This is a genomic window from Sulfuritalea hydrogenivorans sk43H, assembly GCF_000828635.1.
GTDB classification, from domain to species: domain Bacteria; phylum Pseudomonadota; class Gammaproteobacteria; order Burkholderiales; family Rhodocyclaceae; genus Sulfuritalea; species Sulfuritalea hydrogenivorans.
This window is the reverse complement of the sequence record NZ_AP012547.1, coordinates 2,187,205-2,201,213: the sequence shown is the minus strand read 5'-3', so window position 1 is coordinate 2,201,213 and position 14,009 is coordinate 2,187,205. Positions and strand designations below refer to the sequence as shown.

The window sequence follows — 14,009 nt, the reverse complement described above, 5'->3', positions numbered from 1 at the left end:
GGAGGTCTCTGGAATTCGGCATTGATTTCTTCGGTGCGGGGAAATCCGGCGACACGAATTCAGACCCTATTTGCCTTTCCCTCGAAGCCTTACTATAATCGAACTCGTAAGGAATAAACGGGAGCTTGAGATGCCAGCAGACGCCACACTTACCAGCAAGGGCCAGACAACAATCCCCAAGGAAATTCGGGATAGCCTTGGAATGAAGCCTGGGGATCGGATGACCTTCACGTTGATGCCCGATGCCACGGTAGTCATGCGCGTGAAGAGCAAGGGCGTCATGGAGCTTGCCGGCATGCTGCACAAGAAAGGGCGGAAGGCGGTTCCGACCGGGCAACTGTCGATCTGATGCTTGGAATCGACACGAATGTCCTCGTACGCTTTCTGGTGCGGGATGACGAATCCCAGTTTGAAAAGGCGCGCAGGTTGATCCGGCGTGAAATAGTGGCCGGACGTCGTGTATTCGTCAGCCAACTGGTTCTTCTGGAAACCGAATGGGTACTGCGCAGCCGTTACGGTTTGCAGAAGGGTGAAATCGTCGAGGTCGTCTCCGGCTTGCTGGATGCAAACGACGTCCAGTTTGAAGATGAACCAGCGGTCGAGGAGGCGCTTTTTGTCTGGAAAGACAACCCTGTCGGCTTTGCCGATTGCCTTATCGGAGCCCGCAACAAAAGGCAGGGTTGCTCGGCCACCGCGACCTTTGATGTGAAGGCATCCAGATTGCCGGGGTTTATAAGTGTCTGACAACCATGTAATGACTGTCTCCGGCCCAGACCGGCCGGTCTGGGCCGCCATTCCATTTCAATAATTCACGGCTTCAGTAAGTGCCCTGAGTTCTTGCTCCCTTGGCTATCCGCACGCGAATCGTGTATCCAATATCCCATTCAAAATCACAAGCGGAAATGATGCGCCGTTGCCACAAACTCGACCCGCAATCATGGCCAGATGGCTGCTTCTATTAGGTGACCGGCGCATAGTGATCTTCCAACAATTGCCTGGAGATCGCCATGGAAACCACATCGTCGGTACACCACCGCGAGCCCTGGAACAAGGGAAAGCTCGTCGGTCAGAAAGCCCCGTTCAAGCTCAAGGAAATATGGGGAATCCGGATGCGTTTGCAGTTGTCCGGCCGAACTCGCGACCTGGCGCTTTTTGACCTGGCAATTGACAGTAAGCTGCGCGCCAGCGATCTGGTCAAGCTCCGTATCAGGGACATTGCTCACGGCCAGCGAATTTCGAGCCGTGCCACGGTCATGCAGCAGAAGACCCAGCGGCCCGTGCAGTTCGAAATCACCGAGGAGACGCGGCAAGCGGTTGCCAGATGGATCCAGGCCGCCAACCTTCGCTCCGATGGCTTTCTGTTTCCAAGCCGCCTGCGAAAGTCAGCCCATCTATCGACACGGCAATATGCCCGGATCGTCGACGGGTGGGTGACGGAGATGGCTCTGGATGAAACGGCATACGGGACGCATTCACTGCGCCGAACGAAACCCACATTGATCTACCGGCGCACCAAGAATCTGCGGGCCATCCAGATATTGCTTGGGCACTCCAAGCTGGAGTCGACAGTCCGTTACCTGGGCGTCGAGGTAGATGATGCGCTTGAGCTGGCGGAGCAGACTGAGGTCTGACCGCGCTTGACTTGCGCCTATGGCTAGACTAGACTAACCGCTAATTTAGGAGGAACCCTATGCAGTCCGTCAACATGCTGCAAGCGAAGTCTTCGCTGTCCCGCCTGGTCGAAGCTATCGAACAGGGGCAGGAACGCGAGATCGTCATCGCTCGCAACGGTCGTCCTGCCGCCAAGCTTGTGCCCATGGACACGGCGCCGGCCGGCAAGCGCATCGGCGTCGCCAAGGGCAAGTTCAAGGTGCCGGACAGCATCGACGAGCACAACGATGAGGTCGCTCGCATGTTCCTGGGTGCGTAATCGTGAACCTCCTGCTCGATACGCACGTTGCCCTGTGGGCAATTACCGATAACCCGAAGCTGCCAAAGAAGGCACGCGAGATGATCGAGTCGTCCAGGTCGTCGGTCTGGATCAGTGCTGCGACCATCTGGGAAATCGCCATTAAACACAGCCTGAGGCGCGGCGACATGCCAGTATCCAGCCAGGATGCGCTGCGCTACTTTCGCGAGTCCGGCTATCGCTTCCTGCCGGTGGAGCCCGAGCATGCTGCGGCGGTCGAAGGCCTCCCATCTCACCATCACGACCCGTTCGACCGCATCCTGGTTGCACAAGCTCTTGTCGAGCCGATGCGGCTGATTACCCACGACCCGATGGTGGCGCGTTACAGCGACACAGTCATCGAGATTTGAATGGCATGACTGGGTTGCTGAACGGCACAAGCGGATCTTCGGACTTTCGCCCGAAAGCGGCGGCTCGTAGCCGCATGTCTAAGCTACAGAGAATCGAATGGGCTTGTGACCGATCGGGTTATCCGAAATAGCGCATGAACTACGAACTCCTCATCGGCCTGCGTTACACGCGCGCCCAGCCGCGCGAAGGGTCCGCCAACCGCTTCATTTCCTTCATCGCGCTGATTTCCATGCTCGGGCTGGCGCTCGGGGTGGCGGCGCTGATCGTCGTGCTGTCGGTGATGAACGGCTTCCAGAAGGAATTGCGCGAGCGCATTCTGGGTGTCGTCTCCCACGTCCAGGTCAGCAGCGAAAGCGGCGAACTGGCGGACTGGAGCAAGGTGGTGCAGGACGTGGCGCGGCATCCGCGGGTCACGGCCGCCGCGCCCTATGTGCAGGCCCAGGGCATGCTGAGCTTCGACGGCCAGGTGCGCGGCGTGATGGTGCGCGGCATCCTGCCCGAGGCCGAAGACAAGGTCGCCGACTTCGCCCGCCACATGAAGGCGGGCAAACTTTCGCAACTGTTGCCGAGCGAATTCGGCATCGTGCTCGGCATTGAACTGGCGCGCGCCCTGCGCGCCCGGACCGGCGACAAGGTCACGCTGCTGGCGCCACAGGGACTGGTGACGCCGGCGGCGATCCTGCCGCGCGTCAAGCAATTCCGCGTGGTGGGCATTTTCGAAGCCGGCATGTTCGAATTCGATTCCGGCCTCGGCCTGATCCACATGGCCGATGCGCAGAAGCTCTATCGCATGGAGGAGCGGGTTTCCGGCGTGCGGCTCAAGGTGGACGATCTTTTCGCCGCGCCGCAGATCGGCCGCGAACTGCTGCGCTATCTCGACATGGATGCCTGGGTCAGCGACTGGACCCGCAGCCACGCCAACTTCTTTCGCGCCGTGGAAATCGAGAAGCGCATGATGTTCCTGATCCTGCTGCTGATCGTCGCCGTTGCCGCCTTCAACATCGTGTCGACCCTGGTCATGGCGGTTACCGACAAGCGCGCCGACATCGCCATCCTGCGCACGCTGGGCGCCAGCCCGCAAAGCATCATGGCCATTTTCATCGTGCAGGGCACGCTGATCGGCGCAGTGGGCCTGGCCGCGGGCATCGCGGGCGGCGTGGCGCTGGCGCTCAATATCGACGTTGTGGTGCCGGCGCTGGAAAGCCTGCTCGGGCTCAAGTTCCTGGCCAAGGACGTGTATTACATCAGCGACCTGCCTTCCGATTTGCATTGGTCCGATGTCGGCACCATCGGCGTTGTGTCTTTCGTCCTGACCCTGCTGGCGACCCTGTATCCGAGCTGGCGCGCCTCGCGCACGCAACCGGCGGAGGCGCTGCGCTATGAATGAGGCCGTTCTCGAATGCAGCGGCTTGAGCAAGATATTCCGGCAAGGGGCGGCCGAGGTTCCGGTGCTCACCGGCGTCGATTTGAAAGTCGGCGCTGGCGATACGGTGGCAATAGTCGGCGCCAGCGGTTCCGGCAAGAGCACCTTGCTGCATCTGCTCGGCGGACTGGATAGGCCGACTGCCGGCACGGTCCTGCTCCACGGACGGAACCTGGCGCAGGTGGGCGAGGCGGAGCGCGGGGCTTTGCGCAACAAGTCGCTCGGTTTTGTCTATCAGTTCCACCATTTGCTGATGGAATTCACCGCCGTGGAAAACGTGGCGATGCCGCTGCTGATTCGGCGCCTGCCACGCCCCGAGGCCATGCGACAGGCAACCGGGGTGTTGCAGCGCGTCGGTCTCGGCCATCGCCTGACGCATCGGCCCGGCGAACTGTCCGGCGGGGAGCGTCAACGGGTTGCGGTGGCGCGCGCGCTGGTCACCGAACCGGATTGCCTGCTGGCCGATGAACCGACGGGCAACCTGGACCGCAGCGCCGCCAATGCGGTGTTCGGCCTGCTGCTGGAATTGTGTCGCGAGCATCAGGCGGCGTTGGTGCTGGTGACCCATGACTCGGATCTTGCGGCGAAAACCGCCAGAGTCCTGAGACTGCAGGACGGGGTGCTGGCTTAGCGTCAGGTTGCGCGGTGGCGTTGTCGCCGCTGATGCCAAACGCGTACCAGGTAGATCCGCCAGGTAGCGCGAATCAGCAGGTAGCCCGCCAGCGCCAATCCGGCCGCGAGCAGCACCAGGCCCACGGCCAGCGGCGCGCCGAGGCCGAGCATCCAGTCGATCAAGGCCTGCATCCAGGCGATCAGGCCGGCGTCGCCGGGTTCCGGCGGCGCGACGAAATGTTCGTGCGCGCCGGGCAGCACCCATTGGCCTATCGCATAGGCGACGATGTAGAGCGGGACGATGGTGAAGGGGTTGGTGTAGAGCGTGGTCAGCATCGCCAGCGGCAGATTGACGCGGAAGATGAGCGCGCAGACTGCGGCCCCCAGCATCTGCAGTGGTCCCGGGATCAATCCGCAAAAAAGACCCGCCGCCACGGCCCCGGCCGCCGAGCGGCGGTTGAGATGCCACAGTCGCGGATGCAGGAGCGTGTTCTCGAACGGCGCCAGCCAGCGGTTTCCCCGGATCGCTTCATGATCAGGAAGAAACTTGAGGATATGGCGCCGCATGTGCAGTCCCGTCGGATCTGTGTTCCGGCTCAGACGATGCGGATCGACAGTTCGCTGATGCCCTCGACCGCGCCGGTGAGCACGTCGCCCCTGACCACCGGGCCGACGCCTTCGGGGGTTCCGGTAAAAATCAGGTCGCCGGGGAATAGCTCGAAGTACTTCGAAAGGTGAGCGATGGTCTCCGGTATCGACCAGATCAGGTCGGCGAGGTCGCCTTCCTGTTTCCTCATGCCGTTGACCGCGAGCCAGACTTTGCCCCTGGTCGGGTGGCCGCAATGGCTGGCGGGAACGATCGGCGTGATGGGCGCAGACTGGTCGAAGGCCTTGCCCAGTTCCCACGGACGGCCCTTGTCGCGCAAGGCGAACTGCAAGTCGCGGCGGGTCATGTCGAAACCGGTGGCATAACCCCAGACATGGTCGTTGGCTTCGGCGACGTCGATGTTCCTGCCGCGCTTGCCGATCGCTACCACCAGTTCGACTTCATGATGGTAGTTGGCGGTTTCCGGCGGGTAGGCAACCTCGCCGGTGACACCCTGCGCCACCGGGACGACTGCGTCGGCCGGCTTGCAGAAAAAGAAGGGCGGATCGCGATCCGGGTCGGAACCCATCTCGCGCGCATGTGCCGCGTAATTGCGGCCGACGCAATAGATGCGCCGCACCGGAAAGCTGTCGGGGCTGCCGGCGACCGGCACGGCGGGAAGCAGGGCGGGGGGGATGACGTAGCTCATGGCGGCTCCTGATGATGTACGACGGATTATCGCCTATTGAGCAGCGCGGTCATAAGGACGCCTTGGTGCAATTTCCTTGCCGGTGAGGAAATCGGCATGCCACGCGGCCGTGGCATGTTTTACGATAAAGTGTTTTTGAGCATATTTCTGGAATAGCGAGAGTGATCATGAAAAGCTTCGTCGCATGGGTTTTGCTGCTGTTTGTATCGTCGTTGGCTTCCGCTCAGGAAATCACCTATCGCAAACACATCCGTCCATTGTGGGAGGACAAATGCGAGCGCTGCCACGGCAGCAGCGCTCCCTACTTGGGAACTTTCGAGGAGAACAAGAAGGAATACGAGAAGGACGACAAGGGGCCGCGCATGGACAGCTATGCCGACCTGATTTTCTTTATCGGCTGGCCGGACACCGGTGCCATCATGCGTCGCCTGGATGATGGCAAGAACAAGAAGGACGGCGTTCCGGGCAACATGTACAAGCGACTCGGAAAGAACGAGGAAGAACGCCAGGCCAACCTCAAGCTCTTCAAGCAATGGGTCGGCGAAGATGCCTGGATCATGAAGAAGCCAAACGAAATCACCAAGGAAGAACTGATGAGGATCAAGACGCCCTATTGAAACATGGCGGAAAGAGGCGTGGACGCGAATGCCATGGGAGGGGAGTCGGATAGCGCGGGCTGATTCAATGGCGCCATAGAAAATTTGACGTTGACGGCGATTGGGAGGGAGGCGAAGAATGATCCGAACCTGCTCGCAGAAGCAGGCCCGAGACCATCGAATGGAGGAAACACCATGCGCCAGTATTCCGCCCTGCCCAGCAAGCCCTTGCGGCCACGTACCAGTTTCCATACGCCTGGCCAGACCCAGCCGCCCAGGCTTACGCTCGACGACCCCGCGATCGCGGTGATGACGGATTTCCAGAAAGTCACCGCCTTCACGGTCGATCCGGATGTCAGCGCCGACAGCGCCGCGCGGGTCATGCAACGGCGCAACGTGCATTTGCTGCTGGTCGTCAATGTCGAGAACCATGTCCTCGGCATCATCACGTCGAACGACCTGATCGGCGAAAAGGTTCTTCAATGCATCAGCGCGCGCGGCATTTCCCGCGAGGAAACACGAGTGCGCGACATCATGACGCCGGAAGATCGGCTCGAAGTGATCGCCATGGACGATGTGATGCATGCCCGTGTCGGCCATGTGGTGACCACGCTGAAGGCCAAGGGCCGGCGGCACGCCGCCGTGGTGGACGAGGACGCATCCGGCAACCAGATTCTGCGCGGACTGTTTTCATGCTCGCAACTCGCCCGTCAGTTGAACGAGCCGGTGGAAACCATCGAGATCGCCCAGACTTTCGCCGAGATCAGCGTGGCGCTCAAGACCTGAATTCAGGAGCGCCCTGTTTAAAACGAACGGCAGGGCCTTGCGGTCGGGTCTTCAATGAGCTTCACTTGACCTGAACCGCAGCGCCATCTGGCGATGCCTGACGCATGGTCTGCATGGTCTATCCCACCGGGGGATACCGTCCCGGACGACAGTCCGGGACATAATTGGGGCCATGCGCCTTTTCATCCCGGCTTTCACCTGTGGCATCTGGCTGTTGCAGCAGCAGGCCGAGTTGCCTGCTGCATCTTGGCTGGCCGGCATCTGTATCGGCGCACTGCTGTTGTTCGCACTGCGAAAGTCGGCGCTGGCGATACGGCGACTTGTTGCATCGGCACTGCTTGTACTGGCCGCTGCAGCGCTGGGGTTTGTCTGGGCGGCGGGCTTCGCCCATCTGCGTCTGGCGGAGGAACTGCCGGCGGCCATCGAGGGCCGCGACATCCAACTGAGCGGCGTGGTTGCCGGCCTGCCACAGGCACTGGAGCGCGGCGTGCGTTTCGAGTTCGATGTGGAGGATGCCGGCACGGGCGTGCCGTCGCGTATTTCGCTGGCCTGGTATCGCAGCCCCGATGCGGTCGATGACGAGGCCTCCCCGCTGATTCCCGTTCGCGCCGGCGAGCGCTGGCGCTTCACCGTTCGACTCAAGCGCCCGCATGGCAACCTCAATCCGCACGGTTTCGACTACGAGGCATGGCTGTTCGAGCGCGGCATTCGCGCCACCGGCTATGTGCGGCCGCGCAGCGCCGAGCGCATCGATGCGCGGATGTGGCGGCCGGGCTACGCGGTAGAAATGCTGCGCGAGCACATCCGCGATCGTTTTCGTGCCGCGCTGCCCGATGCGTCGCATGCGGGAATCCTGATCGCACTGGCGATCGGCGACCAGCATTCGATCGATGCCGAGTTGTGGCAGACCTTCGCCCGCACCGGGATCACCCACCTGATGAGCATTTCCGGTTTGCATGTGACCATGTTTGCCGGGCTGTTCCATGCATTGACCAACTGGTTGTGGCGGCGCTCGGCCAGGCTGCCGCTGAGGCTGCCGGCGCAGCATGCGGCGGCGATTGGCGGATTATTCGCCGCCTTCTGTTATTGCCTGCTGGCCGGTTTTGCGGTGCCGGCGCAGCGCACGCTGTACATGCTCGCCGTGGTCGCCCTGGCGCGGCTGGCGCGACGCGAGATCGCCACCTCCCGCGTGTTGTTGCTGGCCCTGCTGCTGGTACTGCTGCTCGATCCGTGGGCAGTGCTGGCCGCGGGCTTCTGGCTGTCCTTTGGCGCTGTCGCACTGTTGTTCCACATCGGCGGCGGACGCCTGGGGCCGGCGCACTGGCTGCTGGAATGGGGTCGTGCGCAATGGGCCGTGACACTGGGCATGCTGCCGGCATTGCTGGCCTTGTTCCAGCAGTTTTCGCTGGTCTCGCCGCTGGCGAATGCGGTGGCAATTCCTGTTGTCAGCTTCATCGTCACGCCGCTTGCATTGGCAGGTGCCTTGCCCTTTCTGGACCCGCTGCTATCGCTGGCGCATCTTGTCACCGGTTGGCTGATGGTGTTCATCGACTGGCTCGCAGCACTGCCGCTGGCGATCTGGCAACAGGCAGCGCCGCCGGCCTGGGCCGTGCTGCTGGCGCTGGCCGGGGGCATCTGGCTGTTGTTGCCGCGCGGATTCCCGGCGCGCTGGCTGGGCCTGCTGGCGTTTCTTCCGTTGCTGACGGCCGTGCCGCCGCGACCCGCGGTCGGCACGGCGGAAGTCACGGTGCTGGATGTCGGGCAGGGTCTGGCGATTCATGTCCAGACGTCCGCGCACGACCTGTTGTTCGATGCCGGGCCGGCGTTCTCGGCGGAAGCCGACAGCGGCAATCGCATCATCGCGCCGTATTTGCGGGCGATGGGCGTGCGCGGGCTGGATGTACTGGTGATCAGCCATGCCGACAAGGATCACGAAGGCGGCGCGGCATCGGTGCTGGCGGCACTGCCGGTAGCTGTCCTCAAGGCTTCGCTGCCCTTCGAGCACGCCTTGTCGGCACAGCCCGTGCCGCAACAGCCTTGCGTCGAAGGCGATTCGTGGATCTGGGATGGGGTGCGCTTCGACATGCTGCATCCGGGCGCGGAACCGCTGTCGCGCAAGACCAACGATGTGAGTTGCGTGCTGCGCGTCACGGCCGGCGGAAAGTCGATGCTGCTGACCTCGGACATCGAGGCGGTTTCCGAAGCGGTGCTGCTCAAGCGGCATCCTGCCGATCTGGCGGCGGACGTGATGACCGTGCCGCACCACGGCAGCCGGACCTCATCGACGTCCGGCTTCATCGCCGCCGTTGCCGCCCGCGACGTGATCTTTCCGGTCGGCTATCGCAATCGCTTCGGCCATCCGAAAGAGGATGTGGTGGCGCGCTACGTCGAGGCTGGTGCGCGACTGCATCGCACGGATGCCGACGGTGCGGTCAGGGTCGGCCTGGGCGCGGCAGGCACAAACTTCCGGCATGAGCGCGAGGAGCGCCGGCGCTACTGGCATGCCCGGCCGCCACTATAATCGGCGCCCGAACACTGTCGGCCTTGCCATGACCCCAAGCGATGCGATTCCTTTTGCCGGACTGAATCCGGAGTGCATCCTCGATGCACTGGAAAGCGTGGGCTATCGTTGCGACGGCGCCCTGCTGGCGCTCAACAGCTACGAAAATCGCGTCTGGCAGATCGGCGTCGACGAAGGCGCGCCGGTGATCGCCAAGTTCTACCGGCCCGGCCGCTGGAGCGATGCGCAGATTGCCGAGGAACATGCGTTCACGGCGGCCATGGCGGCGGACGAACTGCCGGTGGTGACGCCCGTGGCCATCGGCGGCAAGACATTGTTCGTGCACAACGGTTTCCGCTTTTCGGTGTTTCCGCGCCAGGGCGGACGGGCGCCGGAATTCGGCGAGCCGCAGATACTCGAATGGATGGGGCGGCTGATGGCCCGCATCCACACGGTGGGTGCGCGGGAGCCGTTCGTGGCGCGCGAAACCCTCGACATTCAGCGCTTCGGCGTCGATTCGCGCGACTGGCTGCTGGCCAATCGCGTCATTCCGGCGGAACTGGAATCGGTATGGCGGGGCGTGGCCGATCAGGCGCTGGACGGCGTGCGCGCCTGTTTCGAGCGCGCCGGCCGCGTCAATCAGCTGCGCCTGCACGGCGACTGCCATGCAGGGAACGTGCTATGGACGCAGGACGGCCCGCACTTTGTCGATTTCGACGACGCCCGCATGGGGCCGGCGATTCAGGACCTGTGGATGCTGCTGTCCGGCGATGCCGAAGAAATGGGCCGGCAGTTCGGCCATGTGCTGGCCGGCTACGAGATGTTCCGCGAATTTGACGATCGCGAACTGCAACTGGTGGAAGCCCTGCGCACCTTGCGCCTGATGCATCATTCGGCCTGGCTGGCGCGACGCTGGAGCGACCCGGCTTTCCCGGTGGCGTTTCCGTGGTTCGCGACGAACCGCTACTGGGAAGAACGGATTCTCGAACTGCGCGAGCAGATCGCAATAATGCAGGAGTCGGCGCTGGTGCCACGGTGAGGGGGCGCAGGCGCCCCTCACCATTCCGGTAAATTGGATGAACATTCCCCAGGCCCCCTTCCGGGAAGGGGGTGACTATATTTGGCGGATTTTGCCCGCGAATTTGGAGAAGCAAACGTGGAAATGCGTGAAGGAAAAGTGAAGTGTTTGAGTGCCGCCGGCTTTCACCACATGGCTTATGTGGAGTGGGGCGATCCGGCCAATCCGAAAGTGCTGGTCTGCGTTCATGGCCTGACGCGCTGCTCGCGCGATTTCGATTTCTTCGCACAGGCGATGGCGGATCGGTATCGCGTGGTCTGCCCCGACGTGGTCGGGCGTGGGCGTAGCGACTGGCTGCGCAACAAGGGACTGTATGGACTGCCGCAATACTGCGCTGACATGACAACACTCCTGGCGAAATTGAACGTGGAGACCGTCGATTGGGTCGGCACCTCGATGGGCGGCCTGATCGGCATGGCGCTGGCCAGCCAGCCGGAAACGCCGATCGCACGGTTGGTATTGAACGATGTCGGCCCGGTGATCACGGCGGCGTCGCTGGAGCGGATCGGCACCTATCTCGGCCAGGCGCCGCGCTTCGACGGCATCGAGCAGGCGGAAGCCTTCGTCCGTTTTGTTTCGGCCACCTTCGGCAGGTTTTCCGACGAGCAGTGGCGGCACCTTACGGTGCATGTGACGCGCACCGCCGCCGACGGCAAGGTGGAATTCGCCTACGACCCGGACATTGCCAAGTCGTTTCAGGAAGCATATGCCACCAGCGGCGGCAAGGATGTCGAACTGTGGCCGCTGTATGACGGCATCACCTGCCCGACCCTGCTGCTGCGTGGCGAGACCTCCGATCTGTTGCCGCATGAAGCCGCCCTGCAAATGGGGCAGCGCGGACCGCGCGCCCAACTGATCGAAGTGCCCGGCGTGGGTCATGCGCCGATGCTGATGGACGAAGCGCAGGTAGCGCCGGTGCGCGAATTTCTCCTTGTTTGAGCGGGGGATATTCGCGTGCCGCGGTGCAGCATCGAAAGTTCTAATAACATCATTTATTGAGGCCTAGAATAGGTACGCTTTCGCATATCCCCCGCACGCAGCAATAGAGGAGACATCATGCAGAAATCGTTGCACATCGACCCCAACAAATGCACAGGCTGCCTCCAATGCGAGATGGCCTGTTCGTTCGAGAATCACGGAGTGTTCAACATCTCCAAGTCGCGGATCAAGGTCTTCGACTTCGAACACGCCGGACGCAAAGTCCCCTACACCTGTACCCAATGCGCCGAAGCCTGGTGCATGACCGCCTGCCCGGTCGATGCCATCCGCATCGATGCCGGCACGGGCGCCAAGGTCGTGCATGAAGATGTCTGCGTCGGCTGCAAGGTATGCACCATCGCCTGTCCGTTCGGCACGGTCAATTACGTGGCGGAATCGGGCAAGGTGCAGAAGTGCGACCTCTGCGGCGGCGATCCGGCCTGTGCCACGGCTTGTCCCACCGGTGCCATCACCTACGTCGATGCCGACTGGACCGGGCTCGACAAGATGCGCCAGTGGGCCGGCAAGACCGACACTCAACCGCGCGCCAGCGCCTAAGGAGAACGACATGGGATGGACACGAAAGATCCTGCGCGTTGATCTGAGCAAGGGCACCTGCACGTCGGAGCCCCTCAACATGGAATGGGCGCAGCAATACCTCGGCCAGCGCGGACTGGCCACCAAGTATTTCGTCGAGGAAGTCGACCCCAAGGTCGATCCGCTGTCACCGGCCAACAAGATGATCATGGCCACCGGCCCGCTCACCGGCACGCCGGCGTCGACCGGCGGCCGCTACTCGGTGATCACCAAGGGCGCGCTGACCGGCGCCATCGCCTGCTCCAATTCCGGCGGCTATTTCGGCGCCGAACTCAAGTTTGCCGGCTGGGACATGGTCATCTTCGAAGGCAAGTCGCCGAAGCCGGTTTACCTCTCGATCGAGGACGACAAGGTCGAACTGCGCGATGCCGCCCATCTGTGGGGCAAGACCGTGTGGCAGACCGAGGAGATCATCAAGAAGAGCCATCAGGATCCGCAGATTCGCGTTTCCAGCATCGGCCGCTCGGGCGAGAACGGCGTGCTCTATGCCTGCATCGTGAACGACCTGCATCGCGCCGCCGGCCGTTCCGGCGTCGGCACCGTGATGGGCTCGAAGAACCTCAAGGCCGTGGCGGTGCGCGGCACCAAGGGCGCCGGCGCGATCAAGAATCCCAAGGCCTTCATGCAGGCGGCCGCGACGGCGAAGAAGGTGCTGGCCGACAATGCGGTTACAGGTCAGGGCCTGCCGACCTATGGAACCCAGGTGCTGATGAACGTCATCAACGAAATGGGCGCGTTGCCGACGCGCAATCACCGCGATGTGCAGTTCGAGGATGCGCGCAAGATTTCGGCCGAGGCCATGCACGAGAAGCGGCCGACCGACGGCAAGCCGCATCTGGTGACCAACGCCGCCTGCTTCGGCTGCACCATCGCCTGCGGGCGCATTTCGAAAATCGACGAGACGCATTTCAGCGTGGTGAACAAGCCGCAGTACTGGGGCGCATCGGGTGGGCTCGAATACGAAGCCGCCTGGGCACTGGGTGCTGCCAACGGCGTCGGCGACCTGGAGGCATTGCAATATGCCAACCTGATCTGCAACGAAGACGGCTTCGACCCGATCACCTTCGGCGCCACCGTGGCGGCGGCGATGGAGCTCTATGACTTGGGCATCCTGACCAAGGAGCAGATCGGCCTCGACGCGCCCTTCGGTTCCGCCCAGGCTCTGGTGGCGCTGGCCGAAATGCTGGTCAAGGGCGAAGGCTTCGGCAAGGATCTGGCGCTGGGTTCAGCGCGCTTGTGCGCAAAGTACGGCAAGCCGGAACTGTCGATGGGCGTCAAGAAGCAGGAATTCCCCGCCTACGACTCGCGCGGCATCCAGGGTATGGGCCTGGCCTACGCCACGTCCAACCGTGGCGCCTGTCACCTGCGCGGCTATACCGTGGCTTCGGAAGTGCTCGGCATTCCGGTCAAGACCGACCCGCTGGTGACCGAAGGCAAGGCCGATCTGGTCAAGGCCTTCCAGGACGCCACCTCGGTGTTCGACTCCGCCGGTGTCTGCGTGTTCACCACCTTCGCCTGGACGCTGGCCGACCTGCAGCCGCAACTCGATGCCGCATGCGAAGGCGAGTGGACCATGGAGAAACTCGCGCTGCTGGGCGAACGCGTGTGGAACATGGAGCGCATGTTCAACAATGCCGCCGGCTTTACCGCCAAGGACGACGACCTGCCGCCGCGTCTCAAGACCGAGCCGGCCAAGACCGGCCCGGCCAAGGGACTGGTGAACGGCATCGACAAGATGCGGCCGGAGTACTACAAGGCGCGCGGCTGGAGCGCGGAAGGCGTGCCGAGCAAGGAGACTCTGGCGCGGCTTGGTCTGTAATCGTG

The 14,009-nt window shown here is 62.7% G+C and carries 16 protein-coding genes; 14 read left to right on the top strand and 2 right to left on the bottom strand.

Features of this window, described 5'->3' with window-relative positions; genetic code table 11:
* Positions 1 to 130 precede the first annotated feature (130 nt).
* The 7 genes from SUTH_RS20250 (at position 131) to lolD (ending at position 4,374) form a co-directional block, all read left to right on the top strand.
* Positions 131 to 349, top strand: a complete 219-nt coding sequence (locus SUTH_RS20250; RefSeq protein ID WP_041099144.1) for an AbrB/MazE/SpoVT family DNA-binding domain-containing protein — start codon at positions 131 to 133, stop codon at positions 347 to 349.
* Positions 349 to 744: a PIN domain-containing protein gene (locus tag SUTH_RS10630; protein ID WP_041099142.1), complete on the top strand. Its 396-nt coding sequence runs from the start codon at positions 349 to 351 to the stop codon at positions 742 to 744. Before SUTH_RS20250 ends, SUTH_RS10630 begins: the two co-directional genes overlap by 1 nt.
* A gap of 263 nt (positions 745 to 1,007) precedes the next feature.
* Entirely contained in the window at positions 1,008 to 1,631 is a 624-nt protein-coding gene (locus SUTH_RS10625) for a tyrosine-type recombinase/integrase (protein WP_041099140.1), read from the top strand.
* Between the two features lie 59 nt (positions 1,632 to 1,690).
* Positions 1,691 to 1,930, top strand: a complete 240-nt coding sequence (locus SUTH_RS10620; protein ID WP_041099138.1) for a type II toxin-antitoxin system Phd/YefM family antitoxin — start codon at positions 1,691 to 1,693, stop codon at positions 1,928 to 1,930.
* A gap of 2 nt (positions 1,931 to 1,932) precedes the next feature.
* On the top strand, positions 1,933 to 2,319 hold the full coding sequence (locus SUTH_RS10615) for a type II toxin-antitoxin system VapC family toxin (RefSeq protein WP_041099137.1): 387 nt from the start codon (positions 1,933 to 1,935) through the stop codon (positions 2,317 to 2,319).
* 134 nt (positions 2,320 to 2,453) lie between these two features.
* A complete protein-coding gene (locus SUTH_RS10610) occupies positions 2,454 to 3,707 on the top strand; it encodes a lipoprotein-releasing ABC transporter permease subunit (protein WP_041099135.1) in 1,254 nt (417 codons plus the stop codon).
* Positions 3,700 to 4,374: a lipoprotein-releasing ABC transporter ATP-binding protein LolD gene (gene lolD / locus SUTH_RS10605; protein WP_041099134.1), complete on the top strand. Its 675-nt coding sequence runs from the start codon at positions 3,700 to 3,702 to the stop codon at positions 4,372 to 4,374. Before SUTH_RS10610 ends, lolD begins: the two co-directional genes overlap by 8 nt.
* 2 nt (positions 4,375 to 4,376) lie before the next feature.
* Here lolD and SUTH_RS10600 read toward each other — a convergent pair whose 3' ends face one another.
* Together SUTH_RS10600 and SUTH_RS10595 are read right to left on the bottom strand one after the other, a co-directional pair.
* Complete coding sequence (locus SUTH_RS10600; RefSeq protein ID WP_041099132.1) at positions 4,377 to 4,922, bottom strand: DUF2062 domain-containing protein; 546 nt, start codon at positions 4,920 to 4,922, stop codon at positions 4,377 to 4,379.
* A gap of 29 nt (positions 4,923 to 4,951) precedes the next feature.
* The gene (locus SUTH_RS10595) at positions 4,952 to 5,650 is read right to left on the bottom strand and encodes a fumarylacetoacetate hydrolase family protein (RefSeq protein WP_041099130.1); all 699 of its coding nucleotides are present in this window, start codon (positions 5,648 to 5,650) and stop codon (positions 4,952 to 4,954) included.
* A gap of 167 nt (positions 5,651 to 5,817) precedes the next feature.
* On the opposite strand from SUTH_RS10595, the gene SUTH_RS10590 reads away from it, so the two are divergent.
* The 7 genes from SUTH_RS10590 (at position 5,818) to SUTH_RS10560 (ending at position 14,004) form a co-directional block, all read left to right on the top strand.
* Complete coding sequence (locus SUTH_RS10590) at positions 5,818 to 6,267, top strand: hypothetical protein (RefSeq protein WP_041099128.1); 450 nt, start codon at positions 5,818 to 5,820, stop codon at positions 6,265 to 6,267.
* Positions 6,268 to 6,441: 174 nt separating this feature from the next.
* Positions 6,442 to 7,032 carry a CBS domain-containing protein gene (locus SUTH_RS10585; protein WP_041099126.1) on the top strand — a complete coding sequence of 197 codons (591 nt, stop codon included), beginning with the start codon at positions 6,442 to 6,444 and terminating at the stop codon, positions 7,030 to 7,032.
* 172 nt (positions 7,033 to 7,204) lie between these two features.
* A complete protein-coding gene (locus tag SUTH_RS10580; protein WP_041099124.1) occupies positions 7,205 to 9,553 on the top strand; it encodes a DNA internalization-related competence protein ComEC/Rec2 in 2,349 nt (782 codons plus the stop codon).
* Positions 9,554 to 9,581: 28 nt separating this feature from the next.
* Entirely contained in the window at positions 9,582 to 10,571 is a 990-nt protein-coding gene (locus SUTH_RS10575; protein ID WP_041099122.1) for a serine/threonine protein kinase, read from the top strand.
* Between the two features lie 123 nt (positions 10,572 to 10,694).
* Positions 10,695 to 11,549, top strand: coding sequence for an alpha/beta fold hydrolase (locus SUTH_RS10570; protein WP_052473842.1), 855 nt, complete (start codon positions 10,695 to 10,697; stop codon positions 11,547 to 11,549).
* 117 nt (positions 11,550 to 11,666) lie between these two features.
* Positions 11,667 to 12,146, top strand: a complete 480-nt coding sequence (locus SUTH_RS10565; RefSeq protein WP_041099118.1) for a 4Fe-4S dicluster domain-containing protein — start codon at positions 11,667 to 11,669, stop codon at positions 12,144 to 12,146.
* 10 nt (positions 12,147 to 12,156) lie between these two features.
* On the top strand, positions 12,157 to 14,004 hold the full coding sequence (locus tag SUTH_RS10560; RefSeq protein ID WP_041099116.1) for an aldehyde ferredoxin oxidoreductase family protein: 1,848 nt from the start codon (positions 12,157 to 12,159) through the stop codon (positions 14,002 to 14,004).
* Positions 14,005 to 14,009 lie beyond the last annotated feature (5 nt).